The sequence below is a fragment of the Bacillus sp. AFS037270 genome (assembly GCF_002585305.1).
Genome location: NZ_NUNF01000019.1, coordinates 1 through 25,933, shown reverse-complemented (window position 1 = coordinate 25,933; position 25,933 = coordinate 1). Strand labels below are relative to the sequence as shown.

29 protein-coding genes are annotated in these 25,933 nt (G+C 39.1%); 23 read left to right on the top strand and 6 right to left on the bottom strand.

The annotated features are described in order from the left end of the window. The first annotated feature begins 57 nt into the window (after positions 1–57). The 12 genes from COD92_RS09610 to COD92_RS09555 all read left to right on the top strand — a co-directional run bounded on the left by COD92_RS09610 (position 58) and on the right by COD92_RS09555 (position 9,433). A complete protein-coding gene (locus COD92_RS09610) occupies positions 58–1,305 on the top strand; it encodes a zinc metalloprotease (RefSeq protein ID WP_255286496.1) in 1,248 nt (415 codons plus the stop codon). Between the two features lie 138 nt (positions 1,306–1,443). Continuing rightward, the gene (locus COD92_RS09605) at positions 1,444–2,529 is read left to right on the top strand and encodes a hypothetical protein (RefSeq protein WP_098996207.1); all 1,086 of its coding nucleotides are present in this window, start codon (positions 1,444–1,446) and stop codon (positions 2,527–2,529) included. Beyond that, positions 2,516–4,684 carry a molybdopterin oxidoreductase family protein gene (locus COD92_RS09600; protein ID WP_098996206.1) on the top strand — a complete coding sequence of 723 codons (2,169 nt, stop codon included), beginning with the start codon at positions 2,516–2,518 and terminating at the stop codon, positions 4,682–4,684. Before COD92_RS09605 ends, COD92_RS09600 begins: the two co-directional genes overlap by 14 nt. Further along, complete coding sequence (locus COD92_RS09595) at positions 4,684–5,244, top strand: 4Fe-4S dicluster domain-containing protein (protein WP_098527312.1); 561 nt, start codon at positions 4,684–4,686, stop codon at positions 5,242–5,244. The genes COD92_RS09600 and COD92_RS09595 overlap by 1 nt, the downstream gene beginning before the upstream one ends. 12 nt (positions 5,245–5,256) lie before the next feature. Further along, positions 5,257–5,781 carry a Rieske (2Fe-2S) protein gene (locus COD92_RS09590; protein ID WP_098527311.1) on the top strand — a complete coding sequence of 175 codons (525 nt, stop codon included), beginning with the start codon at positions 5,257–5,259 and terminating at the stop codon, positions 5,779–5,781. Next, complete coding sequence (locus tag COD92_RS09585; protein WP_098527310.1) at positions 5,771–5,962, top strand: hypothetical protein; 192 nt, start codon at positions 5,771–5,773, stop codon at positions 5,960–5,962. The genes COD92_RS09590 and COD92_RS09585 overlap by 11 nt, the downstream gene beginning before the upstream one ends. After that, positions 5,955–6,266 (top strand): hypothetical protein, encoded by a 312-nt coding sequence (locus COD92_RS09580; RefSeq protein ID WP_098996205.1) that lies wholly within the window; start codon positions 5,955–5,957, stop codon positions 6,264–6,266. Before COD92_RS09585 ends, COD92_RS09580 begins: the two co-directional genes overlap by 8 nt. After that, on the top strand, positions 6,253–6,534 hold the full coding sequence (locus tag COD92_RS09575; protein ID WP_098527308.1) for a hypothetical protein: 282 nt from the start codon (positions 6,253–6,255) through the stop codon (positions 6,532–6,534). Before COD92_RS09580 ends, COD92_RS09575 begins: the two co-directional genes overlap by 14 nt. Positions 6,535–6,592: 58 nt before the next feature. Continuing rightward, complete coding sequence (locus tag COD92_RS09570) at positions 6,593–7,246, top strand: sensor histidine kinase (RefSeq protein WP_098527307.1); 654 nt, start codon at positions 6,593–6,595, stop codon at positions 7,244–7,246. A 20-nt stretch (positions 7,247–7,266) separates the two neighbouring features. Continuing rightward, a complete protein-coding gene (locus COD92_RS09565) occupies positions 7,267–7,920 on the top strand; it encodes a response regulator (protein ID WP_098527306.1) in 654 nt (217 codons plus the stop codon). Between the two features lie 12 nt (positions 7,921–7,932). Then, positions 7,933–8,385, top strand: coding sequence for a GAF domain-containing protein (locus COD92_RS09560; RefSeq protein ID WP_098527305.1), 453 nt, complete (start codon positions 7,933–7,935; stop codon positions 8,383–8,385). A gap of 19 nt (positions 8,386–8,404) precedes the next feature. Next, a complete protein-coding gene (locus tag COD92_RS09555) occupies positions 8,405–9,433 on the top strand; it encodes a PAS domain-containing sensor histidine kinase (protein ID WP_098527304.1) in 1,029 nt (342 codons plus the stop codon). 78 nt (positions 9,434–9,511) lie between these two features. Here COD92_RS09555 and COD92_RS09550 read toward each other — a convergent pair whose 3' ends face one another. Next, the gene (locus COD92_RS09550; protein ID WP_098527303.1) at positions 9,512–9,976 is read right to left on the bottom strand and encodes a low molecular weight protein-tyrosine-phosphatase; all 465 of its coding nucleotides are present in this window, start codon (positions 9,974–9,976) and stop codon (positions 9,512–9,514) included. Positions 9,977–10,185: 209 nt separating this feature from the next. After that, positions 10,186–11,844, bottom strand: a complete 1,659-nt coding sequence (locus tag COD92_RS09545) for a glutamine--tRNA ligase/YqeY domain fusion protein (RefSeq protein ID WP_098527302.1) — start codon at positions 11,842–11,844, stop codon at positions 10,186–10,188. Positions 11,845–12,073: 229 nt separating this feature from the next. Here COD92_RS09545 and COD92_RS09540 point away from each other — a divergent pair, with 229 nt between their 5' ends. From COD92_RS09540 to COD92_RS09530, 3 genes are all read left to right on the top strand, one after another. Continuing rightward, the gene (locus COD92_RS09540; RefSeq protein ID WP_098996277.1) at positions 12,074–13,057 is read left to right on the top strand and encodes a Gfo/Idh/MocA family protein; all 984 of its coding nucleotides are present in this window, start codon (positions 12,074–12,076) and stop codon (positions 13,055–13,057) included. A gap of 300 nt (positions 13,058–13,357) precedes the next feature. Further along, positions 13,358–14,374 (top strand): 4Fe-4S binding protein, encoded by a 1,017-nt coding sequence (locus tag COD92_RS09535; protein ID WP_098996204.1) that lies wholly within the window; start codon positions 13,358–13,360, stop codon positions 14,372–14,374. A 148-nt stretch (positions 14,375–14,522) separates the two neighbouring features. Further along, positions 14,523–16,490 (top strand): WG repeat-containing protein, encoded by a 1,968-nt coding sequence (locus COD92_RS09530; RefSeq protein WP_098996203.1) that lies wholly within the window; start codon positions 14,523–14,525, stop codon positions 16,488–16,490. 63 nt (positions 16,491–16,553) lie between these two features. Here the strand turns inward: COD92_RS09530 and COD92_RS09525 are convergent, their stop codons facing one another. After that, a complete protein-coding gene (locus COD92_RS09525; protein ID WP_098996202.1) occupies positions 16,554–16,907 on the bottom strand; it encodes a hypothetical protein in 354 nt (117 codons plus the stop codon). 271 nt (positions 16,908–17,178) lie between these two features. Here COD92_RS09525 and COD92_RS09520 point away from each other — a divergent pair, with 271 nt between their 5' ends. From COD92_RS09520 to COD92_RS32765, 5 genes are all read left to right on the top strand, one after another. Then, positions 17,179–18,027, top strand: a complete 849-nt coding sequence (locus tag COD92_RS09520) for an MBL fold metallo-hydrolase (RefSeq protein ID WP_483295673.1) — start codon at positions 17,179–17,181, stop codon at positions 18,025–18,027. Positions 18,028–18,154: 127 nt separating this feature from the next. After that, the gene (locus tag COD92_RS09515) at positions 18,155–18,454 is read left to right on the top strand and encodes a DUF5658 family protein (protein ID WP_098527298.1); all 300 of its coding nucleotides are present in this window, start codon (positions 18,155–18,157) and stop codon (positions 18,452–18,454) included. 100 nt (positions 18,455–18,554) lie between these two features. Continuing rightward, complete coding sequence (locus COD92_RS09510; protein WP_098996201.1) at positions 18,555–19,700, top strand: DEAD/DEAH box helicase; 1,146 nt, start codon at positions 18,555–18,557, stop codon at positions 19,698–19,700. Between the two features lie 103 nt (positions 19,701–19,803). Beyond that, positions 19,804–21,267, top strand: coding sequence for an amidase family protein (locus tag COD92_RS09505; protein WP_098996200.1), 1,464 nt, complete (start codon positions 19,804–19,806; stop codon positions 21,265–21,267). Positions 21,268–21,328: 61 nt separating this feature from the next. Then, entirely contained in the window at positions 21,329–21,463 is a 135-nt protein-coding gene (locus COD92_RS32765; protein WP_255286495.1) for a hypothetical protein, read from the top strand. Between the two features lie 125 nt (positions 21,464–21,588). On the opposite strand, the gene COD92_RS09500 is transcribed toward COD92_RS32765, so the two are convergent. The 3 genes from COD92_RS09500 to COD92_RS09495 form a co-directional block, all read right to left on the bottom strand. Further along, positions 21,589–23,121, bottom strand: a complete 1,533-nt coding sequence (locus tag COD92_RS09500; RefSeq protein WP_098527295.1) for an FAD-dependent oxidoreductase — start codon at positions 23,119–23,121, stop codon at positions 21,589–21,591. A gap of 142 nt (positions 23,122–23,263) precedes the next feature. Next, positions 23,264–23,410: a hypothetical protein gene (locus COD92_RS31880; RefSeq protein WP_176541026.1), complete on the bottom strand. Its 147-nt coding sequence runs from the start codon at positions 23,408–23,410 to the stop codon at positions 23,264–23,266. A gap of 82 nt (positions 23,411–23,492) precedes the next feature. Next, a complete protein-coding gene (locus tag COD92_RS09495; RefSeq protein ID WP_098527294.1) occupies positions 23,493–23,879 on the bottom strand; it encodes a DUF1360 domain-containing protein in 387 nt (128 codons plus the stop codon). Positions 23,880–23,992: 113 nt separating this feature from the next. Between COD92_RS09495 and safA the strand changes: the two genes are divergently transcribed. The 3 genes from safA (at position 23,993) to COD92_RS09480 (ending at position 25,784) form a co-directional block, all read left to right on the top strand. Next, entirely contained in the window at positions 23,993–24,604 is a 612-nt protein-coding gene (gene safA, locus COD92_RS09490) for a SafA/ExsA family spore coat assembly protein (RefSeq protein WP_098527293.1), read from the top strand. Positions 24,605–24,757: 153 nt separating this feature from the next. After that, positions 24,758–25,105 (top strand): lmo0954 family membrane protein, encoded by a 348-nt coding sequence (locus COD92_RS09485; RefSeq protein ID WP_098527394.1) that lies wholly within the window; start codon positions 24,758–24,760, stop codon positions 25,103–25,105. A gap of 34 nt (positions 25,106–25,139) precedes the next feature. Then, a complete protein-coding gene (locus COD92_RS09480; RefSeq protein WP_098527292.1) occupies positions 25,140–25,784 on the top strand; it encodes a PspA/IM30 family protein in 645 nt (214 codons plus the stop codon). The last annotated feature ends 149 nt before the right edge of the window (positions 25,785–25,933 follow it).

The following is a 25,933-nucleotide window of genomic DNA, read 5'->3' as shown; positions in this document are numbered from 1 at the left end:
AAGCAACTAGTTTATGTTGGGTTTGTTGGTTTGGATGATAAATAAAAAATGGGGGGGGTGTTAGCAAAAAAGCTTGCATCCCTTATTTATTTTATACTATTTAGGAAGGTGTTTGCTCTGGATATAACCCTTTTTTCGAATCTTACATTAGTCCCTATCAATATTAGAAAAGAAAAAATACACTTTATTGTTGAAGATATAAATTCCGGTGAGTTTTATGAAATGCCAGAGATTTGTATTGAGGCAATTGATTTAATAAATAATGGTCATTCATTAGGGGATATCGAGCAGCGTATGAAAGTAAAGTATCCAGAAGAAGAAGTGGACCTTCTTGATTTTGCTAAACAGCTTTTAAATCTTGAGCTGATTGCAATAATTGATGGAAAAGAGATTGTTTCTAAACAAAAGGAAAATAAAAAAGCACATCCAGGATTTTTGTGGATTTCACCAAAGGTAGGGAAGTTCTTTTTTAATAAGGTAGCACTGTTTTTTTATGTTATATTGTTCATTTTAAACACGTTTCTATTAGTTTCCCACCCAAATCTATTTCCTCATTATCAGGATATATTCATTTCTAATTATATGGTTTTAAATATTATAGCTTTTCTTGTTCTAACTTTTTGTTCCGTGATAGTTCACGAATTCGGTCATATATTAGCAATGAGGGCACAAGACCTTTCGACTAAACTAAATGTAGGACATCGACTGTTTTTAATAGTATTTGAGTCTGATATCTCCACTGTTTGGAAGCTACCTTCTAAAGAACGTAATATAATATATACTGCTGGCTTATGTTTTGATATGGTTATCCTATTCTTTGCTTTAATAAGTCAGCTCATTTTTGTAAGTGGATCAGGAATTTTCCCGAGATTAATGTATGTAGTTGTATTAAATACAGTTCTCCGTATTGTTTACCAATGTTGTATATATATGAAAACAGATCTTTATTATGTATTTGAAAGCATTACTGGCTGCTATAACTTAATGGAAAACGCTCAACAAATGATCAGAAGAAGGTTACCATTTATAAAAACGATTGAAACAAAGGATTCGGTTTTTGAGGGTGAGAAAAAGACTGTCTTTACTTATTCCTTATTTTATTTTGTTGGAGTTGTGTTGACAATTAGCTTATTTGCTTTCTTTTATATCCCGCAACTATTGTTTGCAGTTAAAAAGATTATCCCTGGATTTTTGGAAGGATCAACCTCTCTCCCGTTTTGGGATGCTACCCTATTTTCATTACAAATATTAATTGGACTAGCACTACTTCTCTACTCATGGCGAAAAAAATACTTACAAAGATAATGTGACAAGAATTTGTCTAAAATAACTTTATTAGGGGTTTTTCCCCCGCATAATAGGGGATTTCCCTGATATAGATAACACATCCGTTTTTCTTNNAAGAAAAACGGATGTGTTATTTTTTTTGAGGAGGATCAAAAAATGCAATCAACTACTGTAGCAGCGACAAAAAAAGCGGGACGTTCTGTTAATGATGCCTTTGCTTCCCACTTTGCTAAATCCATGTTTTTAACGATCATCGGACTTGTCATTTTAACATTTATAGGAACAAGAATGTTTACACATATCGACTTAAACCTATACGGATACATGGTCGGAACCTTCGTCTTTATCGGTGGGTTCTTCTATCGCTTTATAGCATGGGGGGAAAGACCGCCAACCAAAATTATTATCAAAAAAGGCTTAAAACTGTTACTTAGGAAGAGCACACCAAAGACAGCTGTAAATCACTTAGCCATTTACGATTTCATTCGCAATCGGGGAATTTACCGATGGGTTCAGCATATTTTGATCGGCTGGGGCTGTGTGCTAGCATGTTTAGTTACTTTCCCACTGGTATTCAGCTGGATGTACTTCACGATGGAAGACAATGGGTACTACACAATCGTCTTATTCGGAATGAACATCATGCATGTAAAAGCAGAGGGAATCATTGCTTGGATGTCCTATAATGCCCTAAATATTGCAGCGATCATGGTTACTACAGGCGTATGTATGGCGCTGCACCGCCGCTTGAAAAATATGCAGGCAAGAGCAGAACAAAAATTTATGTATGACTTCTTACCGCTTTATCTATTGTTGTTTATTTCTGTTACAGGACTTTTATTAACTGTCCAAAATGTTCTTTTACATGGATGGATGCAGCCACAAATGTCGCTGATTCACCAATTTTCCGTGATTGTCACTTTAATTTACCTTCCATTCGGGAAGTTAGCCCATATACCATTCCGTCCAATGAGTGTCTTTGCAAGAAACTACCGTGAACATTACGGAGAACAAGAAATGAAAAAATGTAAAGTGTGTGGAGATCACTTCGTATCAGTCGAACAATCAAACGATGTTATCAATGTTTTAGGTGTAAACCAAATGGAATTTAACATGGAAGATGGATTTAATCTTGCCGAATTGTGCCTGCCGTGCCGCAGAAAATACCGCATTGCTCGATTCTCTGGATTCCCAACACATCAAGTAAAGGTCAAGGAGGCAAACCAGAATGCCAAGGGATAAATTTTTTAAAGAAATCGAAAATGTACGTCATCCAAATGAAACGCTTGTAAAAACCCATTGCAGCTATTGCGGTATGCAGTGTGGCATGAACTTGCGTGTAGATACAAGAACAAACAAAATCATCGGGGTTGAACCACGCTATGACTGGCCAGTAAACGTTGGGAAAATGTGTCCAAAAGGGGTTACGGCTTACCAGCAAACCAACCACCCAGATCGTATTCTAAAACCGTTAATCCGTGACGATGCTTCTTTAAAGGGAACGAAAGAGGGTTTCCGGGAAGCAACATGGGATGAAGCATATGATTTAATTGCGAAGAAATTTATAGATCTTCAAGAGAAATATGGAAAAGATACATTATCCGTATTCAGTGGTGTATCCATGACCAATGAAAAATGCTATCTAACAGGAAAATTTGCACGCGTTGCACTGCAAACACGCTATATCGACTATAATGGCCGCTTCTGTATGTCAAGTGCTGCCGGCGGCTTCCTTCGTTCTTTTGGAGTAGACCGAGGTTCAACATTACCATGGACAGATATCCATGAATCAGATTGCTTGTTTATTGCTGGGAGCAATACAGCAGAATGTCACCCAACATCGATGTTCCGTGTTTGGAATGTACAAGAAAGAGGCGGTTACTTGATTGTAGCTGACCCGCGTGAAACACCAGTTGCTAGAAGGGCAGATGTTCACTTAGATTTAAGACCAGGAACAGACCTTGCACTTGCTAACGGAATCCTAAATCTATTGATCCAAAATGGTTATGCTGATGAAGCGTTTGTAAATAATCATACGAATGGTTTTGAAGAAACGAAAGAACTAGTAAAAGAATTTACTCCAGAATATACAAGCCGGATTACCGGAGTTGCTGTCGAGAAGATTATCCGTGCCGCAGAAATCTACGGTAAAGCTCCAAATGCCGTGGTGATGTTCGCCCGCGGAATTGAGCAGCAGCATAAAGGTGTCGATAACGTGTCTGCATACACTAATATGGCGCTAGTTACAGGAAAGATTGGCCGGCCAAAATCAGGTGTTGCTACTTTCACTGGTCAAGGTAATGGCCAAGGCGGCCGTGAACATGGTCAGAAATCAGATTTACTACCTGGTTACCGTAAATTAACAAATCCTAAGCATGTAGAAGAAGTCTGCAAGGTATGGGGAATTACTTCAGAAGAAATGCCGCAGCCAGGGGTTTCTGCTTATGAAATGTTCGAATTAATGGAGCAAAAAACCATTCGTGGTCTATACCTGCTTTGCTCTAACCCTGCTGTTTCTGCACCAAACCTAAACTTTGTACGTAAAGCTTTAAAAGGCTTGGATTTCATGGTTTGTGCTGATTTCTATCTATCAGAATCGGCGGAATTTGCTGATGTGATTCTTCCAACGGTTACATGGTCAGAAGATGAAGGAACAGTGACAAACCTAGAAGGCCGGATTATTAAAATCAATAAGGCTCAAGAGCCGCTTGGTGAATCAAAGCCAGATTGGCAAATCCAAGTGGAACTTTCCGAACGTTTAGGAAGAGGCAAATACTTCTCTCACTTAAAAACAGCTAGAGACGTGGCGGATGAATTCCGTTTAGCATCTAAGGGCGGTTATGCTGACTACTATGGGGCAACATGGGATAAAATCGACAAGCAAGACGGAGTATTCTGGCCTTGCAGAGACGAAAACGATCCAGGAACACCACATATGTTCCTAGATAAAAAGTTCTATCATCCAGACGGGAAAGCAAAAATTTGTGCCTTACCGTACCGTCCGCCAGCTGAAGAGCCGGATGCAGACTATCCATTACGTTTAACGACAGGACGCGTTGTCTTCCATTATTTATCTGGAAATCAAACACGCCGTATTCAATTTTTACGAGATATGTGCCCTGAGCCATACGTAGAGGTGCATCCAGAAACAGCAGCAAAATACAAGATTGAACATGAAGAATATGTCCGCCTGTTTACTCGCAGAGGCGAAGCGGAATATAAAGTGAAAATTACAGAAGCCATCCGGAAGGATACTGTATTCGTTCCTTACCATTTTGGTCACGATAAATCTATTAATCTATTAACTATTGCCGCGTTAGATCCGATGTCAAGGATGCCGGAATTTAAAGCTTGTGCAGCGCAGATAGAAAAACTTGCAAGAAAGGCGGTTCAGTAATGAAAAAGCGATTATATTTAGAACTTGAAAACTGTATAGGATGCCGTTCTTGTTTGGCTGCCTGCACGCAATGCGGCGGGCACGAAGAGCGGAACCGTAACTATGTTTACGACGTCAATCCTCTCGTCAACCGTCAAACAATGCCTCTCATGTGTCTTCACTGTGTGAATCCAGCATGTGCGAGAAGTTGTCCAGCACAAGCAATCCAAATTCACGAAACAGGAGCCGTTTTATCGGCTCTTGTAGAAAAGTGTATCGGCTGTCAAAACTGTACTATTGCTTGCCCTTACGGAATACCAAAGTTCGATACAGAGCAGAATTTAATGTATAAGTGTGATTTGTGTATCGACAGGTCAAAGGATGGAATTCCACCAATGTGTGCGAGCGTTTGCCCGTCAAATACATTACAATGGCTAACAGACGAAGAAATTGAGGCAAAACAAAAGCAATTTAATCTTGATAATGGCAAGTGGGTAACAAGCATGCCTTACTTAGAAGGCGAAACAAATGTTAAAGTGAATCTTCCTGGGATCCTTCAGGGCGTCACTAAATTGTTTTAGGAGGGATTAAAGATGACAGAGAAAAATAATAAAATCCCGTTCAGTGAAGATAACTATACACACAATATTAATCGAAATAATGAGCGCAAACTGGACCGCCGCGGTTTCATGAAAACATTGATGGGGGCTGCAGGGGTATTCGCGGTTTCCTCTCTTCCCTGGGGAGCATTAGCGGCAAAAGAATTAACTGGGCTTAGTGATAAAAAGTATCCAAAGCACAAAATAACCGATGTAAATGCAATTCCAGTGGGGGATGCCGTTGATTTTGCTTTCCCCGGTGAACACGACAGCGCTATTTTAATCAGGTTGTCTGAAAATAAATATGTGGCTTATCAAAATGCATGTACCCATTTACGCTGCCCAGTGTTTTGGAAAAAAGATGAGGGTGAGATGTTATGCCCATGCCACCACGGAAAATTTGATGTGAAAACGGGAGAACCAATTGCCGGGCCGCCGAGACGTCCGCTTCCTGAAGTTTATGTAAAAGTAGAAAACGGTGCTGTTTATGCCGTGGGGGTGAAACGTTATGAAGCGTAGTTACGTACCCGTTGGCCTCCTTTTAGCTGTACTCATGTTAAACATAATTTTCACACAATATATGGTACATCAATATTTCTATCAAAATTATTCGAACACCATTATAGCTGCCGTCATCAACGTAATTTTATTTCCGATTGCATTGCTTATTTATAAAAAAGGTGTGAATGTCAATGACTAGTGAGACCTATATTGATTTTTGTTTTGTAAGGCCAGCATCAGGCGGTTTTGCAGCGGAGATTGATGAGTTATTGAAACAGACCTTTGCGAAAAAGCGGTTGAATTGGTTTTTAGAAGAAAAAATAAGTGAAGGTATTGAAATAGTTGTGGCAGAAATTAAAGGGATGAGCAATTGGCAGTCAGAAGAAGAGACGATCCAATTTATCGAAGAGCATGCTGGCGAGGCGTTTTGGGAGTATTTGCAGGGCTACAAAATGTTCATCTATCCGGTATTGAAAGGATGTAATAGTTGTGGAACCCATTAATTTGGCAGATGTAGAACCATTTATTGGTGCCCTAGTCGAGATTATCATCCAGGATGAACAAGGCGGCGACCAAGCAGCTGCAGTAAGGAAAACGATTAAAAAGGTTCAGTATTGTCCGGATAAAACGCATATTCGTTTTTATTTTGATCATTTTTATTTTCTTGCTGTCCCGCTCACAAGCAAAATCACTCAGTCAGATGAAGTATGGGCAGCGTTTGACGCAGAGAGCGGATTAACCTATACATTAAAAAAGGTTCAGGTCCTTTAATAAGAACCTGACTTTTTTCATATTCTCAAGTAAATGGGGCTAAAAGGGGGGAACTTTAATGGATGTAATACAGAAAAAGCAAAAGATTAATTCTTATATTATTGACTCACAGGAAGAGGAAATTAAACGGATTGCCTTAGAGCTGCATGAAGGTGTTGGTCAAAATTTATATAGTATTTTAACAGGATTGCAGTTTGTGGAATCCGGGATAACCGAGCAGAATATGAAAAGTTATGTCCGTGAAATGTCGCAGCTCATTGAAAAAACAATCCAGGAGATAAGATTATTATCTGTAGAATTGCATCCTCCTACCCTGAGCACATTTGGCTTACTTCCGGCAATAAAAAGCTATCTGAAGTTATATACATCTACGTTTGGAATCTTGGTGGATTTAGAATCAACTGGTGAAGAGTTCAGTCTGCCTGAACGCACCAATATTGCCGTTTTCCGTGTTTGCCAAGAAGCGCTGACCAATATTGCAAAATATGCTGATACATCGAAAGTAAAAATGTCTTTTCTTTGGACGGAAAAAGAATTAAAGATTACCATTCATGATTTTGGTAAGGGATTTCAACTCGAAGAACATGAGGGCTCACATCATTCATCAGGACTTGCTATAATGACAGAAAGAATGCATCTCGCTGGCGGCAAGTGTGCGATATCTTCTACAATAGGAGAAGGGACATCAATTGAACTATCATTGCCCTTATAGAAGAAAAGGAGATTTAATCATTGATAAAAATTCTGTTAGTTGATGATCATGCAGTAGTCAGAAGCGGTTTAAAGATGTTGTTGAATACGAATCCCGAATTGGAAGTAGTCGGAGAAGCATCGGAAGGAAATGAAGGGATCAAAAAGGCCTTAAAATTAAAACCTGATGTTGTTGTCATGGATTTAAGCATGCCGCATGGAAAAGATGGCTTATCAGCAACAACAGAATTAAAAAAACTTATGCCTGAGGTAAGTATTTTAATATTAACAATGCATGACGACGAGGAGTACCTCTTCCGTGCCATTGAAGGCGGGGCATCTGGCTGTATTTTAAAAAGTGCGCCTCATGCTGAGTTAATGTCTGCGATTGAATCGGTGGCCAAAGGGGATGCCTATCTCCATCCTGCCGCACAGAAACGTTTAATGGAAGAATACTTGGCAGGGGCAAAGCAGGATAGTAATGATATGTATCATCTTTTATCTGACCGCGAACAAGAAGTTCTTACCCTTATAGCGAAAGGTTACTCAAACAAGGAAATTGCAGAGCAGCTCGTCATTAGTGTTAAAACGGTTGAGACCCATAAAGGAAAAGTGATGGAGAAACTTCAGATGAAAACTCGGCCTGAGCTAGTTGAGTATGCCGTGAAAAAAGGGCTCCTAGGCTATGGGATATAAGGGGAGCCCGGAATGACGGAAATAAAGGAATTGCGAAAGGTTATTGAAGTATGTAATCGATTAAAAGGACAAATTTCTTGTGATTTTGTCGGTCTCGCCATTCAAAATAGAGTGGGTCCTGACGTAAGGTGGCATTATGCAGTTGGCAATTTAAACGATAAATATAAACGAATAACCGTCCGCTTTGGGAAAGGTATAGCTGGAAAAATCATCTCAACTGGAACCCCGATGATGATGGTGAATTTTCCTCATCAAGCAGCTGGAAAGGTAACGGATTATCCGATTGCTCTTGCCGAAAAGCTGAACACATCCTATGCCGTTCCTTTATTTTTTAATGGGGTCCCAAAAGGTGTATTACTGGTTGGAAACCGTGAATCTCGTCTGTTTAACGATAATGATCAAGAAGTGGTAAAAGAATCAGGTCAGGCTTTGGAAGCGATATTAAAGGAATATATTGGACTTTAAATCTGGGGGAAAGAAAGAGATGGATATTCAGCAGACGAGAAATGAACTGATGGATTATAAATTCGCCCTTGATGAATCTTCCATTGTCGCGATTACCGATTCGCGAGGTACCATTACATATGTGAATGATCAATTTTGCCTTATCTCGAAATACTCACGTGAAGAACTCATCGGTAATGATCATCGGATAGTTAATTCAAGGTATCATTCGAAAGAATTCTTCAAAGAGATGTGGAAAACAATCGGAGCAGGCAAGGTTTGGAAGGGTGAAATTTTAAACAAAGCTAAAGATGGTACTTATTACTGGGTGGATACAACGATCGTTCCGTTTTTAAATGAAAAAAATAAGCCCTATCAATATGTTGCGATTCGATATGAGATTACAGAAAGAAAGCGTGTTGAACAAGAACTTCAAAAAATGATGAGCTCGATTATTGAGGTTCAGGAAGAAGAACGAAAACGTTTGTCACGTAATTTACATGATGGAATTGGCCAAAATCTTTATAGTCATTTAATTACGATTAATCGCTTAATGTCTGAGGTTGATCATCCACTGTTGCAGCAGATGCAAGAGGAAGCGGCACAATTAATTGAAGAGATACGGGAAATTTCTTGGGAACTGCGTCCATCTGTTCTGGATGACCTTGGTTTAGTCCCGGCGATCCGTTCTTTCTTATCCCGATATTCTGACCATTACAATATCGATGTCTTTTTTGATTGTGTGTTAACTCAGCGTCTTTCCATCAATATAGAATTGACTATTTATCGCATTATTCAAGAAGCATTAACCAATATACGGAAATATGCAGAAGTAACAGAAGCAGCAGTCACGCTAAGAGAAATGGATGATGTCGTCCGGGTCATGGTGGAGGATAAGGGAAAAGGGTTTGATATGGAGAAACAAACCCTTGGAGTTGGTCTATTCAGTATGGATGAACGGGCACGCTCTGTCGGCGGTGATTTGTCTATTTTTGCGTCACCGGGAAGAGGAACAAAAGTGATTTTAGATATACCAATATTCAATAAAAATGAACCAGGGCTTCCGTAAGCTGCCTGGTTCTGTTTAGTTTCCTTTCATGGAATTTTCAAACTATTTAAGAACAAACAATTATTGATAATTGCATTGCTATAAGTAATGTTCGTTGCGTATTTTATTGAGTAATGCGCGGCACCCGGCTGAAACAAGACGATAAGTTTCATCAAAATCACCTGTAAAAAATGGATCGGGGACATCTTTCCTGTATTTTGTCAGGTCGAGCAGCCTAATGATCTTTGGATGATTAGTTTTGCTTGTTATCCTGTAAATATTTTTTAAGTTGCTTTCGTCCATACCGATAATATAGTCGAATCTCCAAAAGTCTTCTTTCTTTAGTTTGCGTCCAATAAGCCCATCAGAAGGGATATTGTATTTCTTTAGAATATCAAGAGTTCCTTCGTGCGGAGGGAAGCCGATTTGCCATGAACTGGTTGCAGCGGAATCAACTGCGATTTTGTTTGTCAAACGTTCTTTTTTGACTAAGTTTCGAAGCAAGGCTTCAGCCATTGGTGAACGGCAAATATTCCCCAGGCATACAAATAAAACTTTGATCATGATACTTAACCCCTCTTAATTTATCTTTTTTTCCATTTACATAAGAGTCTATGTACATAACAGAAATGTGGAACGGCGATGTTTGCAAATTACTAAAGGGAGGGGCTTTTGTTTAATTAAGCCGAATATAAAAAAATGCTCAGAGTTTTTAGCCCTGAGCATTTTTTACTTCAAAACTGAACCGTTTTTAAAAACATGGGTTCTTTTTGTTATAATTTAAACGAACTTTTTAATGAAACAATTCGGTTAAAGACAAGCTTATCAACGGTCGTTTCTTTAGGGTCGACGTTGAAATAGCCGTGGCGGAAGAATTGGAATTTATCCTGTGGCCGGCTTTCTCTCATGTTTGGTTCGACAAAGCCTTGCAGGATTTCTAATGAATTTGGATTGACTTGATCAAGGAAAGAAGTTTTCCCTTCCTCATTGCTATCTACTGTATCCTCCAAAATAAGCGGCTCGTATAAGCGGAATTCAGCCGGAACTGAGTGAGTAGCTTCCACCCAATGGATCGTTCCTTTAACTTTTCTTCCGGTAAAGCCAGTTCCACTTTTTGTCTCAGGATCATAGGTACAGCGAAGTTCTATTACTTCACCATTTGCATCCTTGACAACCTCTTCACATTTAATGAAATACGCATGTTTTAAACGAACCTCATTGCCAGGGAAAAGACGGAAGTATTTCTTTGGCGGATTCTCCATAAAATCATCTTTTTCAATATAAATTTCACGAGAAAAAGGAATCTTCCTCATCCCCATTTCAGGGTTTTCTGGATTAATTTCGGCATCAAGTAATTCGATTTGGCCCTCTGGGTAATTGGTAATCACCACTTTTAACGGGTTAATGACACCCATTGTCCGAGGTACCTTTAATTTTAAATCTTCTCGGACATAGTGTTCGAGCATTTGTGAATCGACGGCACCGGAACCTTTGTGAACACCTGTTTCCTTAACAAAGGCACGAATGGATTCCGGCGTAAAGCCTTTTCTTCTCATTCCCGAAATAGTCGGCATGCGCGGGTCATCCCAGCCATCAACAAATCCCTCTTCAACTAACTGCTTAAGCTTCCGCTTACTCATCACGGTGTTGGTCACATTCAAACGGCCGAACTCAATTTGCTGCGGTGTGCTTTTCATTTCACATTGTTCTACAACCCAATTATATAATGGTCGTTGGTCTTCGAATTCAATCGTACAAATAGAATGGGTTACCCCCTCAATCGCATCCTCAAGCGGATGAGCAAAAGCATACATTGGGTAAATGCACCATTTATCACCGGTATTATGGTGTGTTGCATGAGAGATACGGTAAATAACAGGGTCACGTAAATTGATATTCGGTGAACTCATATCAATTTTTGCCCGAAGTACCTTTTGACCATTATCAAATTCACCGGCACGCATCCGTTTAAACAGGTCAAGATTCTCCTCAATAGAACGGTCGCGGTAAGGACTATTTTTTCCAGGCTCTGTTAATGTGCCGCGGTATTCACGGATTTCATCAGCTGACAGGTCATCAACATAAGCAAGCCCTTTTTCAATTAATAAAACAGCTCGGTTGTACATTTCCTCAAAATAATCGGAAGCAAAGAATAAATTATCCCATTCAAAACCCAGCCATTTTACATCTTCTTTAATGGAGTTAACATACTCGATATCTTCCTTTAACGGATTGGTATCATCAAAACGTAAGTTGGTTTCTCCATTAAAATCATCAGCTAAACCAAAATTGATAATAATTGATTTAGCGTGCCCAATATGTAAATAACCGTTCGGTTCTGGTGGGAATCTTGTTACAATCTTTTGGTGTTTACCTGATTCCAAATCTTTTATCATAATATCTTTTATGAAATTAGATGTTTGATTTTCCACCTTTACAACCTCTTTTCTTCAGTGTCTGCTCCGGCCCTGAGATAAAGCCCTGCACTTTTCTTCATATCTATTACATATAACATAAATTCTGATATTTTTCCATTGTTCCCAACAATTCATGTTCAAAACAGATAGAATATGGAAAAATTACTTGTTTATATTGGAAAGTGGTACTTAAAAAGGATAAAATGGAACCTAAAAGTATTGAATAGAAAGAGGTAATAAAATGATTAAGTTTGCTACAGTAGGGACAGGATGGATTACGGAATCTTTTATTCAAGCAGCAAAGCTTAGTGAGCAATACCAATTAGTTGGGGTGTATTCTCGTAATGAGGAAAATGCGAGAAAGTTCGCTAATCAATATAACGCATCAAATTATTTTACCGATTTAGAAGAAATGGCAAAAAATGAAGAGATTCAGGCCGTATACATTGCGTCGCCAAATTCGCTTCATTTTGAACAAACACTTACCTTTTTGAAAAATAAAAAGCACGTGATCTGCGAAAAACCGATATTCTCTAATACGGCTGAATTAGAAAAAGCCTACCAAACCGCTGAAGAAAATGGAGTCTATTTATTTGAAGCAATCCGAAATATACATACTCCAAATTTTAAAATCCTCAAGGAAAAACTGCACCTTGCAGGTGATCTAAGAAGTGCAATTCTTCCTTATATGAAGTACTCCTCCCGTTATGATTTATTTTTAAAAGGAGAGGAACCCAATATTTTCTCAAGCCTCTATTCCGGAGGGGCGTTAGTAGATCTAGGCGTTTACCCATTATATTTAGCTGTTTGTCTGTTCGGTGAGCCTAAGAAGGTATCTTACCACCCTGTTGTTTTACGAAGTGGTGTCGACGGCAGTGGAACATTATTATTGAATTATGAGGGATTCGTTTGCACTATTCTTTGTTCTAAAATTGTAGATTCGATGATTCCATGTGAAATTCATGGTGAGAAGGGGACATTTGTCCTTGAAGATGCCGCCCCAATCTCGGAAATTAAGTTCCATGATACACATACAAAGGAAAGCAGTATCTTAAGTGTGGCCCAAGAAGAACAAAACATGGTCTATGAATGCATCAATATCGCGAGAATAATGGAAACCAATAATCAAGAAGAATATGAGCAATTAAAAGACTGGAGTAAAATTGTCCTCAAAATTACGGATGAAGCAAGAAGGCAAAATCAAATCGTGTTCAAGGCGGATCAATAAAAAATACCGGTGGATTCAATTGAATTCGCCGGTATTTTTTTAGCCGATTGGAAAGTATCACTTTCCAACCAGGTATAAGTGCAGCTACGCCTCTGTCTTTGCCCTTAGAGGCTCGCTAATCGGCAAGTTTTCTATGGTTAAAGTTTATATTTCTTTTATTTGGAAATGAAATCACTTTTTGACAAATTTAAGAATGCTTATGTGACATTTTTTTGAAATAAAATCCGCCAATGATTTATATCACTTACCAGCTTTTCCGCGTTCATTATAGTTAGGTTGATAATGAATGGAGGAACCCTTATGAAATCAAAGGCTTGGTATAGAAAACAGTTGAAACGAAAGTCCGTGCAAATCACCAGATATACCATTCAGGCTGTGTTTTTGCTGTTTTCGCTCTATATAGGTCTGCAATTTTATCAATTTTACGAGCATTTTGTAACAAATGGAAAAACACCTTTTGTGGAGCGCCCATCTGCTGTTGAGGGATTTTTGCCAATCAGTGCCCTCGTTGCCCTAAAGGTTTGGCTGACCAGTGGGGATTTTGATGTAATTCATCCGGCTGGTCTGGTTTTGCTCTCGTTTTTTGTCGGTGCAGGAATCCTTCTCCGTAAAACCTTTTGCAGCTGGATTTGTCCAGTGGGTACAGCAAACGAACTCATTGCCTGGCTGGGCAGAATGATATTTAAAAGAAACTTTGATCTACCTAAATGGCTTGTCTGGCTGTTAACCCCCATAAAGTATGTGCTGCTGTTATTTTTTATCGGTATGGTTCTTCAAATGGATATCTTTAGTGCCAAAAGTTTTCTCGTTGATAACTACAATAAAGTTTCAGATGTGAAAATGCTGCTCTTATTCTTAAACATTAGTGGATTTACCTTGAAGTTCATTATTGTTATTTTTATTTTATCTTTATTCTTTCGGAACTTCTGGTGCCGTTTTTTATGCCCGTATGGTGCATTCATTGGTCTGGGTTCCATATTTAGAATAACAAAAATCGAAAGAAACGTTGATACTTGTACCAACTGTGAAATGTGTACAAAGGTATGTCCGCAACGATTAAAGGTTCATCAAGTGGAAAAAGTTATGTCCCTAAATTGCTCAGCCTGCATGTCTTGTGTAGAGGCATGTCCGATTAAGGGTACGTTAAACATGACCGTTGCCAAGAAGAAAGTCAATAAATGGTTTGTTCCGGTTACATTCTTTGTTTTATTCTTCGTGGTCATAGGCGTAGCGAAAATGACTGGTCACTGGAATACGATTATTACATATGCTGAATGGAAACATTTAATCCCGGAAGCACGATATATTGGTCATTAAAAAATACAGTCAATTTGGCTGTATTTTTTGGGATGAACCCAACAATAGTACACTTTCAGTGGTGTGCTATTTTTAATTTGGATAGTACATCATCACACAAACCGCCCATCGAATTCATATATATATTAAAAAAAATGGGTGAGAAACCATGGGTGAATTAAATCGTGAGGTAAGCCTTGTCTTAACTTACCTCCCGGCTGGAGCAAAAATCTTATATCAAAACGAGCAAGCCATTCTAAGATGGGGTGATTTGGATGGAGACGGAATCCATGAAGTCTTTGGCCTTTATCATTATCAACATCAGCGATATTTATTTATTTTAAAGAATCCGTATGGGTCTTATCTATCCTACTTTCCAGTTTCGAAGGAAGTTGAGAGGAGGGCAGTAAGAATACTTAATGAAATCTTTGAAATAAGAGCCGTTTATTTATTCCCTGCCTCGATTAAAGAGATTGGCGGAAATAAGTGGGGATTTATCAATCCTAGAGGCAAATTTGTTCTTCCTCCAATCTATGACCAGGCGGGGGATTTTCAAGATAATGGTTTAGCAATTGTAGGCCTAATGAATAAAACTGGTGTCATTAATGAAAAAGGTTATCTAATCGTTAAGCCAAAATATGATACCATCCAGCCGTTTGCAGAAGGCCGTTCGGTGGTTAATGACCGTGAAGGCTTTAAGGTTATTGATGAAAGCGGTAAAGAGATAACTGAAAAAGCATACTCTTTCATTAGTCCCGAATATAAGGAGGGGCGCGTAGAGGCTGCAGAAACAGATGTGCACGGAAATTTTCTATATGGGTATTTAAATAAAAGAGGCAAAGTGGTTATCCCGTTTATTTATGAATCGACCAGTGAATTTACAGAGGGAAGGACAGTAGTAAAAGTTAAGGGCGGTCAGTATCAACTAATAGATCTTACAGGAAAAGTATTGCATACCTACTCTTATGCATGGGTTGGAAACTATGGCCAGGCTCTTCTCTCCTTTAAGAAAAGTAATGATGGTCCACTTGGCTATATCGATGTTCAGGGTAACATAGTCATTGAGCCACGGTATACAACGGCAGGGCAATTTATAGACGGACGTGCCATTGTCAGTTTAGAAGTAAATCATAAGGAACAGTATGGACTCATTGATCAAAAGGGACAATTTGTAATAAAACCTAATTATAATCAAATTTTATATTTAGGAGAACAACGGTTTGCGATTGGGAAGGAAATCGATCCGAAGCAGGCATGCATGAGATCAATTTTTGCCTTGGCAACTGACGAAGGACATATTTTTACTGGATTTATTTTTCACGAAATGGGAATCTTTGAGGACGGTTTGGCATCTGTCTCGGATGATCAGCATACCTACTTTATAGATAAACAGGGGAACCATATGAACCACTTGCCCCAAGTAACTGGCAGCGGGCGGCTTAGTTTTGAACAGACCCTAATAAAAGGTGATATTGATCAGCACTTGATATATTTTAGTCAAAATAATGAGTTAATTTGGAAACAAGCATCCACTTTTTCGTTAAATAACCAATATGCTGTTGTGGAACATAAATATAAGCCGAATTTTGATTACCTCGTTTATTACCCAGAGATTAAGGGAATGGATCATTCAGTCCAAGTTAATAAGACCTTAAAAGATATGGCCGGGGTAAAACCAGTGCCCTCCACTCCATTGGAATCCAATTATACAGGGGATTATGAGATTACTTTTTACAAGAAAAATTTATTGGTGATTGAAATAACAGGCTACTATTATCCCTTTTGTGCAGCTCACGGTATGCCAATAAAGAAATATGCGCATATAAACCTTAAAACGGGCAGGTTGTACCAGTTAAAAGATCTATTTATAACAGGGAGCCCTTATGTAAAGGTGATTAGTGAGTTAATTGAGGATCAGATTAAAAGTAATGATCAAAATTCATACATTTTTCCAAATGAATATCATGGTATTCAAGCAGATCAGCCGTTTTTTATCAATGATGCATGCTTAAATATCTTCTTTCAACCTTATGAAATCGCTGCTTTTGCGGCTGGTTTTCCTACCTTTACAATTCCTTTTAATGAACTTAAGGAATGGATAGATGTCAACGGAGAATTTTGGAGGGCCTTTCATTAAGTGGAGGAAAGATAATAATGAAAAGGCGTGTATACCATGTGGATACACGCTTTTTGGGTTTTACTAGACATGCTTCCTCCTAAAAACAAACCAGTAGCTGCTAAGACCGATAAGGAGGAAAAGACATACAACTGCAGGAACAACGTAGTCTTTAATAGAAGGTTCAACACTCTGGTTTTTTTTCGTAAGCAAAACAGCATTTTCTGTTTCATTCTTGGTGTCTTTTGTGTCTGTAGCTTGTATATTTGTGTTCTTATCTGAGACTGTCACCAAAGTTAATGTTGAATTATTATGAACTAAATCTGCTTGGACAGAATCGAATTTAGGAGTAGATTTTTCTGATTGTGTATAAGCAAACCCATTTGTTCCAGATATAAAGAACAAAAATGAGACGAAAAGTGCAATTCTGCTAAACATCATATTCAACTCCAATATATTGTTATCTTGATGTTCATTTTATCATCAATGCACGGGTTTTAATCGAATTAGCGACATTGTTCACAAACCTTTCGAATTTAAGTAACTTTGAAATTGTATAAGTTTTCCTGAACAAAGGTAACGATCGCTAAAGTATTTATTCTTTATTAAAAACAAATTTGTTTGTTATAATGTGTTTATCTTTTGTCATGTAGAGACGGTCATAAATTTACTTTCTGGGTTAAATAATATACATAAAGGGGGTATTTCATTGGATCAGACTCAGGATAGTAAATTTGAAGATTCATTTCTGCCGATGTCTTCCATTGGCAGCGGGATTGGTGTTGCTGTGGTGCCGGATGTTTATTGTTATACCGATCAAATCGTCAATCTTGTCTTAGTGGGAAATCCAAATGAGACAAGTGAATTTGTGTTGATTGACACGGGGATGCCAAAGTCGGCCGAGCAAATTAAGAATATGATTCAAAAGCGATTTGGGGAAAATGCCATACCAAAGGCGATCATACTGACACACGGGCATTTTGATCATGTTGGGTCGATTGCAGCTCTATTAGAGGATTGGGATATTCCTGTATATGCACATGAACAGGAGCTCCCTTTTTTAACGGGAAAAGAGGATTACCCGCCAGGGGACCCGAATGTGGACAGCGGCCTAGTAGCCAAGATGTCTCCAATGTTCCCAAACCATGGGATTGATATTAGTGCTCATGTTCAGCCCCTTCCAAGTGATGGAACGGTTCCTAATATGCCTGGCTGGAAATGTATACATACCTCTGGACATACTCCGGGTCATATTTCTTTATTCCGAGAACAAGACAGAATCCTAATTGCAGGAGATGCCTTTGTTACTGTAAAACAGGAATCCCTTTATAAGGTTTTGACACAAACACAGGAAATAAGCGGACCGCCAAGGTATTATACGACTGATTGGGAAGCGGCTTATGAGTCTGTTGAAAAATTGGAGGCACTAAAACCGCAAGTGGCTGTGACGGGGCATGGGGTCCCGATGAGTGGGAAGGAACTTTCAACAAACCTTCAATACTTAGTGGAGCATTTTAATGAAATGGCTAAACCTGAAAGCGGGAAATACGTAAATTAAAATGATTGTTTAGGTTGCTTTAACCAGCAGCCTTTTATTCCGTCTGTATGTTCGTAATAAAGAATGTATCAGCATATATATATATTTAGAAAGAATGGTGTTTAACAGTTAGTCTTAAGGAGGAACTATGAAACCGTGTATCTTTTTGCTTGCTGCTGGTTTGTTAGATGCTATCTTGACACATGTCGGAATTTCATCCGGTTTTATTGAAGAAGGAAACCCGATGATGAAAGAAGTCATTAACAAGGGCTGGTCCTATTTTTATTTGATCAAGATATTCCTCCCGCTCTTGCTTCTTGGTTTATTTTATCTAAGGCCCTTTAAGGGAACTATTCGAATACTGCTCATATCAACCTGTGTCCTATATTTATCCGTTCTTGTTTATCATATGGTTTGGGTCGTACTCTACCTCAATACTTCAGCATAATCAAAACTAGACACCTTAAGAATAATAAGATAGTATCAATACGATATTGAATAACAAATAATAAAGTAAAAAATGATGTTAGATATAGAAGGAGTATAAAATGTTAAACACCTTACAACCGTTTCTACAGGAAGCATGGCAAAAGTCTGGCTTCCAAGCACCAACATCCATCCAGGAAACAGCCATTCCGCTCATACTCGAGGGCAAAGATGTGATTGCGGAGTCGCCGACAGGTACGGGGAAGACACTTGCTTATTTGCTTCCATTGTTACATAAAATCGAAAGTAATACCCCGTCCTTGCAGGCAGTTGTTTTAGCGTCTTCACAAGAGCTAGTCATGCAGGTTTTTCAAGAATTCCAAAAGTGGTCAGAGGGTAGTGGTATTAGAGGTACCTCTATAATTGGCGGTGCCAACTTAAAACGCCAGCTTGAAAAATTAAAGAAGCGGCCGCATGTTATCTTTGCTACACCTGGACGCTTACTGGAGCTAATCAAGCAAAAAAAGGTGAAAATGCACGAAGCCAAGATGGTTGTCCTTGATGAGGGTGACCAGCTGTTAATTCCAGAGCATTTGCAGACGGTTCAGCAAATTGTAAAATCGACACTGGGTGACCGCCAAGTCGTCTTATTTTCGGCTACCATGAAACCGGCAACAGAAAAATTAGCGAAAGAAATGACTAATGATCCCGAAGTATTACGGATTGAAAAAGACGAGATTGCATCTTCTGGGGAAGTGGAACATATCTATTTCTTGGTTGAGCAAAGGGATAAAATTAAGCTGCTAGAAAAAATAACACGTCTTCCAAACAGTAAATCACTAGCCTTTATAAATGATATTGGTGAAATTCAAGTTTTTAAAGAAAAATTGTTGTTTAAAGAATTATCCATTGGCATCCTCCATAGTGATATGAAAAAGCTGGAGCGTCAGGCCGCGTTAAAGGACTTCCGTGATGGGAAAATGAAAATGCTGATTGCCACTGATATTGCCGCTCGAGGGCTGGATATCCAAGGTGTCAGCCATGTGGTACAGATCGACTTTCCGAAGGATATTACCCAATATGTGCATAGGGCCGGGAGAACAGGAAGAATGGGGGCTGATGGTACCGTTATTTCATTAGTAACCGAGCGTGAAGAACGCGAACTGAAGCGTTTTTGCAAGGAATTACAAATTCCGCTCGATAAAAGAGTATTTTATCAAGGGAAAATTGTGGCGGAAGACCAACGCCATCAAAAGTTAAAACGGTAAGAGGAAAGCAGTGGAATATTCCACTGCTTATTTCTATCAAAGAATGACTTTTTTGCAGCTGCACTTCTTCAAGGAATTTATGTAAAAACGGGAGGGGAAAAATGTGCAAAATCCAAAATTGAAAAAACTATATGATGAATGGCTTGAGGAGGCCTCGATTCTTGAGATGCAAGAAAAATTAACAAGTGACGAGCTTACCTCAAAAGAGCTCGTGCTGCTGTACCTAAAGAGGATCTCTATTTTTGATCAATCTATTCATTCTATCCTTGAGATTAATCCTGATGCCTTACATATCGCAGAAGCTCTTGATGCTGAACGGAAAAAATCTGGACCACGCACTCGGTTACACGGTATTCCTATTTTAATTAAGGATAATATTGATACAAATGACAAAATGCATACAAGTGCTGGATCCTTGGCATTAAAGGACTCAATTGCTTTGGAGGATTCTGCAGTAGCTGAACAATTACGTCAGGCAGGAGCTGTTATTCTTGGAAAGACCAATATGACAGAGTGGGCCAATTTTATGACTTATGGAATGAAAAGTGGTTATAGCTCAAGAGGTGGGCAGGTTCTTAATCCTTATGGTCCAGAAAAGTTTGATGTTGGAGGGTCTAGTTCAGGATCAGGTGCAGCGATTGCTGCTAATTTTGCTGCAGCAGCTGTTGGGACGGAAACATCTGGTTCAATTTTAAATCCGGCTTGCCAGAACTCTTTAGTGGGTATAAAGCCGACAGTTGGTTTAATTAGCAGAAGAGGGATTATCCCCATTGCACACTCCCAAGATACAGCAGGACCAATGGCAAAGACGGTGGAAGATGCCGCCATTTTACTGACCGCACTATGTGGAAGTGATGATCGTGATGTTATCACGAAAATTAACCCTTTAATAGGTACAGACTTTACCGATTTTCTACGAAGGGATGGCCTTAAAGGAAAAAGAATTGGTATCGCAACGGAAGGATTTATTGAGCTTTTAAATAAGGATAAGGCCGAAGTTGTGACCTCGGCATTGGAATATTTGAAAAGCTCAGAGGCTGATGTAGTTGAGAATATTTCCATTCCTTCGGTCATAGCAGAATGGAAGTATGATGTTTTAACGTATGAATTTAAGCCAGATCTGAATGCTTATTTAAGTAAGCTGCATCCTTCGATATCTATTAAAACTCTTGCTGATTTAATTGCATTTAATGAGGAAAATGAAGAACAAATGCTTAAATATGGCCAGTCTGTGCTGATTGAATCGGAGAAAACAAGCGGGTCACTAACTGAACAAGCTTATATCGAAGCATTAGAGTTTGATCTTTATTATTCGACAAAGCAAGGGATTGATTATGCGCTTAAAAATAATGGCTTAGATGTGATTGTGATCCCAAGCGATGAAGGGTCGCACATTAGTGCAAAGGCCGGGTATCCAACCATAACCGTTCCGATTGGTTATACAGCAGAAGGAGAGCCAGTCGGCATTTCGTTTGCCGGAACGGCCTTTAGTGAACCAGTTTTACTTGAAATTGCTTATGCCTTTGAACAAATGACCTGCCATCGAAAGCCGCCAGTTTTAGGTTAGGAATAGGCGGAATCTGTTTCATCCATACTATAAATGATTTTCTTGAAAAGGAGATGGTAGTGTGGGAAAACAGAAGCTTGGTAATGCCAATGCCCAGCGTAATAACAATCGTAAAAAGGGTATGAAAGATAGTGCTGAATTAGTGGAATTTACAACGGGTGAAGAATTAAAACTGAATCGTCCGAATAGCAAATAATAGGAACGCCTCCTTCGATGGGAAGGGGGCGTTTTTTGAATTCTAATATTGAATTGTTAATATATCGATTTTTTTGTTAATATCAGACGAGTTTTTGTTAATATCACTAATTTCTCCTCGAAAAATTACTCTCCTTGAAGCAGTTCTAACGACTTTTTAGTTGGACCCTCAATCACATCGCCAGCGTACGAATAGCGGGAGCCGTGGCATGGGCAGTCCCAAGACTTTTCGGCACGATTCCATTCACATTCACACCCCAAATGAGTACAGGTCGTGTCAACAATATAAAGCTTGCCATTCTTGTCCTTATAGGCACCAGCTCTTTTGCCATGGAACATCACAACCGAACCTTCACCTTCCTGTAAATCTTCCGGAACCTTTTCAACTATTTCAAGCTTACCTTTGAGTAAGTGTTTGGCAACATCGACATTAGTCGAAATGACTTCCTTTAAATCTGGATCAGCATGAAAGCGTGATGGTGAATATAATGCTGCAAAACGATTCGTTCCACCAACAATATGATCTTTTAAAATATGCCCAGCTAAAATACCAGTGGACATCCCCCATTTTTTATAACCGGTTGCGATTAGGACATTTTTTCGTTCTGCTGTATATGGACCGATATAAGGCATTTTATCGAGGGTCACATTATCTTGAGCAGACCAGCGGTATTGGTATTCCTTGATGCCAAAAACCTCTTCAGTAAAGGTTTGAAGCTCTTCAAAGTGCTTTAGCGTGTCAACACCTTGCCCCGTTTTGTGGTTCTCGCCGCCAATAATTAGCAAACTTTCGCCATTATCGAGCGGGGTGTACCGAATCGAACGTGACGGGCTGTCAGCGCTGATGTACATGCCGCCAGGATATTCTTGCTTCGTTTTGACCCCGATGGCATAAGAACGATCCGCATACATTCTTGCAAAATAAAGTCCTGGTTTATCATAAAAAGGAAAATGCGAAGCAATGATTACATGCTTAGCTGTCACTCTTTGCCCGTTTTTTGTAATAACCTTTGGCTCTGAATGGTCATCCTCTATATCATCAGCAATGGTATTTTCATAAACGGAACAGCCCGCTTGAACGGCCTCATCTAACAGTGCTTTTAAAAATTTCAATGGATGATACTGAGCCTGGTTACTCATCATCAAGGCTGCTTTTGCTGGAATATTAAAGGGAATCGAATCTTTCAAGGCTCCCTCAATATCAAGACTCTTGTAAGCCTCCCACTCAGTTTTTAGCTTGTCGTCATACTCATCCGTTGTGGCATATACATAGGCATCCTGCTTACTAAAGTCGCATTTTATACCTTTCTCGTTCACCGTATTCTCCACAAACTGAACAGCCATCATCATTGATTCATAATATAGTCTCGCTTTTTCTTTACCAAAATGATTAATAAACTCATCATAAATAAGCCCGTGCTGAGCAGTTAATTTTGCCGTTGTGTGTCCAGTTGTACCGTTTAAGATTCCCCCAGCCTCAAGTAAGGCTACTTTTTGACCTTCTTTAGTCAGCAGATAGGCAGCAATTATCCCTGTTATTCCAGCTCCAACAATGGCAACATCTACACTAATATCCTGTTCTAATGGCTTGAATGTTGGTAATTCAATTTCACGCCAATATGTTCGAGGAAACTTTTGGGTGTTTTCAGATGAACTCATATGTATTCCTCCACTTCAAAATTATCACATGTTTAATTTTTCCTAAAATGAAAAAATCATGTGATGTAAAGGAGAACTTATTTTTTAAAAAAATAAAACCCGCCAATAGGCGAGTCCATCGTGATCTACAAAATGAGGGATGTTACATGGATTCTTGATCGGAATTAATTTTATCAATCCGTTTGGAGTCGTCTATATCCAGTCCCTGTCGTAAGAAATGAATAAAGGTTCCGCCTGCAAAACCAAGACAAAGGACAAAAGCGATGGTTGTAATCCACCAAATTGCCAACTGAATATCCCCCTTTACATATGCCTAGCTACAGAAGCATATCTAAATATATGCGCAAGGGGGAGAAATTTTTCCACTTGTCTTAGGATTTGTTACTGTCTTTTTTGTGAAGCTCGGAGTAGTAATCGACCTTTTTTATGTTCACTCCGACAAAAGTTTCGATAATCGATTGGCCGCCTGCTATGGAGAGAATTAAAACAATGACATAGGTGACCTTGGGGAATAGCAAGTAGGCGCCCCCTAATAAAAAAGCGCTCCACACGCCGGCACACCAATAACATTTTAATAAGTAACCAAACATGGAGGTAGGAACTTCCTTTGTTGTGGTTCCCTCGCTCGTTTCTACCTTGACCTTTTTTACAAATGGTCTTCGGATAAATTCGGTGATTTTATCAAAAACGATCAAATGGGTTAATCGATAGCTTGCTAAAATTAACATGATATAAGTCATCCCAGAAATGTCTGCCACTTTTTTAGTCCTCCAAAGACGGTTTGTTATAGTGTTACTTTTAGAAAAGTTTTTTTCGCTGCCTGTATATTTTGAGCCTGAAATCAAAATTATATATCGAGGAGGCGAATAAAATGAAAAAATCTTTTTGGTTCAGTTTTCTGTTCTTACTATCCCTTTTCTGCATTCCAAGTGTCTCTTTTGCCCAACAAATCTACACGGTTCAATCTGGGGACTCACTTTGGAAAATTGCTGTCCGGTATCAAGTAGGAATTAGTGAGCTTATTTCAGCAAATCCGCAGTTTAAGAATCCTAACATGATTTATCCTGGTCAAAAGGTAACCATTCCTGATTTAGGCGGAGTAAAATCAATTGAAAACCAAGTTATTCAGCTTACAAATCAAGAGCGTGCAAAGAACGGGTTACCAGCCATGACTGCTGATTGGGAACTGTCAAGGGTTGCACGCTACAAAGCAATGGACATGAGAGACAAAAATTATTTTAGTCATACAAGTCCAACGTATGGCAGTCCTTTTACGATGATGAAGAATTTTGGTATTACTTATCGTTCTGCAGCGGAAAATATTGCTGCCGGACAAACTACACCACAGTCGGTGGTACAGTCATGGATGAATAGCTCAGGTCACAGAGCCAATATCCTAAGCTCCAACACTAGAATTGGAGTTGGTTACGCTAAGGGCGGTTCCTATGGTTATTACTGGGTTCAGATGTTTATCTCTAAATAATCTAAAGCTAAGGGTCAGTTTCTTAAGCAATTGCTTAAGAGGCTGACCCTTTCTACGTCTTAAGACCGATAAAAAAATCAAGCTTAGGCTCAATTATGGGAGTCAAGGGAAACAGGTATGATGAAAACAAGAAAGGAAAGGAGTGAAACAAAGATGAAAAAGTTTGGTTTACTGTTAGCCGGGGGAATTGCGGCATTCATCCTGCTTTCAACCATCGGTCCAATGGTTGGATTACTTGTAAGTGTGGTTCTTCTGTATTTCATCTTTAAGCAATTCTTAAAGACAAAATCTATTGGGGGACGAATTGGTCTGGGGATCATTGGCTTTATTGTCCTAATTGCATCGCTTCACAATGTACCGGCAATAATTGGCATAGCAGCAGCATACGTTTTATACCTTGTTTATAAAAAGTGGAACAAGAGTAAGGTCAACAAAACAATCGAAGCAGATGATCCATTTAGTAACTTTGAAAAACAATGGAGCGAATTGAAACAGTATTAGAAATGCTAATTCTATTAAAAGGAGAGAATGAACAATGACAAACTTATTTACAAGGATTAAAAATACGATTACCGCCGATTTACATGAGGCGCTCGACCAGAAGGAAAATAAGAACCCAATTGCTATGCTGAACCAATATCTTCGCGAATGTGAGCAGGAAACGGAAAAGGTAAGAAAACTTCTGCAGCGTCAATATACTTTAAAGGATGAATTTACGAGAGAATATCATCAGGCAGAGGAGTTAGCCAATAAAAGAAAGCATCACTCAGAAATTGCTTCCAAAGCGGGAGAAACAGAGTTATCCGATTTTGCTTCGGCTGAGTATCAGCAATATCAAGACAGGTCTAGCCGCATTAAGGCATCACTTGATCAAGTCACGGGACAGCTTGGAGATTTAGAAAGAAAATACGAAGAAATGAAACATAAATTAAAAGACATGCATTTACGCCGTATGGAGTTAATGGGCCGCGAGAATGTAACTCGGGCAAATCTGCGAATAAATCAAGTGCTTGATGCCCATTCTGATTCCGATCAATCCTTCTCAAGATTTAAAGAAATTGAAAACTATCTTGACCGTCTCGAACATCAAGTTAACAGTTCTTTTTACCGGAATACAATCGATGCGAGAATTGCACAATTAGAAAAAGAAATGAAATTAAAAGAAAGCAAGTCCATTTAATCAAAAAAATGGTATTCTATAAAAGAAAGCGGAAGCGCCTTGTTCAGCCCCGACAAGCACAAGACGAGCCGGCCGAAAGGTTTGCTTTTTAACCTTTTGGACGGATTGGCTGTAGACCATCGAGGGGCTAGGCGCTGGAGCTAGACAAT

Coding starts and splice junctions, on each gene's coding strand:
- COD92_RS09605 (WP_098996207.1), top strand. CDS start 1,444: ATGCAATCAACTACTGTAGCAGCGACAAAAAAAGCGGGACGTTCTGTT.
- COD92_RS09600 (WP_098996206.1), top strand. CDS start 2,516: ATGCCAAGGGATAAATTTTTTAAAGAAATCGAAAATGTACGTCATCCA.
- COD92_RS09595 (WP_098527312.1), top strand. CDS start 4,684: ATGAAAAAGCGATTATATTTAGAACTTGAAAACTGTATAGGATGCCGT.
- COD92_RS09590 (WP_098527311.1), top strand. CDS start 5,257: ATGACAGAGAAAAATAATAAAATCCCGTTCAGTGAAGATAACTATACA.
- COD92_RS09585 (WP_098527310.1), top strand. CDS start 5,771: ATGAAGCGTAGTTACGTACCCGTTGGCCTCCTTTTAGCTGTACTCATG.
- COD92_RS09580 (WP_098996205.1), top strand. CDS start 5,955: ATGACTAGTGAGACCTATATTGATTTTTGTTTTGTAAGGCCAGCATCA.
- COD92_RS09570 (WP_098527307.1), top strand. CDS start 6,593: ATGGATGTAATACAGAAAAAGCAAAAGATTAATTCTTATATTATTGAC.
- COD92_RS09560 (WP_098527305.1), top strand. CDS start 7,933: ATGACGGAAATAAAGGAATTGCGAAAGGTTATTGAAGTATGTAATCGA.
- COD92_RS09555 (WP_098527304.1), top strand. CDS start 8,405: ATGGATATTCAGCAGACGAGAAATGAACTGATGGATTATAAATTCGCC.
- COD92_RS09550 (WP_098527303.1), bottom strand. CDS start 9,976: ATGATCAAAGTTTTATTTGTATGCCTGGGGAATATTTGCCGTTCACCA.
- COD92_RS09535 (WP_098996204.1), top strand. CDS start 13,358: ATGAAATCAAAGGCTTGGTATAGAAAACAGTTGAAACGAAAGTCCGTG.
- COD92_RS09530 (WP_098996203.1), top strand. CDS start 14,523: ATGGGTGAATTAAATCGTGAGGTAAGCCTTGTCTTAACTTACCTCCCG.
- COD92_RS09525 (WP_098996202.1), bottom strand. CDS start 16,907: ATGTTTAGCAGAATTGCACTTTTCGTCTCATTTTTGTTCTTTATATCT.
- COD92_RS09515 (WP_098527298.1), top strand. CDS start 18,155: ATGAAACCGTGTATCTTTTTGCTTGCTGCTGGTTTGTTAGATGCTATC.
- COD92_RS09510 (WP_098996201.1), top strand. CDS start 18,555: ATGTTAAACACCTTACAACCGTTTCTACAGGAAGCATGGCAAAAGTCT.
- COD92_RS09500 (WP_098527295.1), bottom strand. CDS start 23,121: ATGAGTTCATCTGAAAACACCCAAAAGTTTCCTCGAACATATTGGCGT.
- safA (WP_098527293.1), top strand. CDS start 23,993: ATGAAAAAATCTTTTTGGTTCAGTTTTCTGTTCTTACTATCCCTTTTC.
- COD92_RS09485 (WP_098527394.1), top strand. CDS start 24,758: ATGAAAAAGTTTGGTTTACTGTTAGCCGGGGGAATTGCGGCATTCATC.
- COD92_RS09480 (WP_098527292.1), top strand. CDS start 25,140: ATGACAAACTTATTTACAAGGATTAAAAATACGATTACCGCCGATTTA.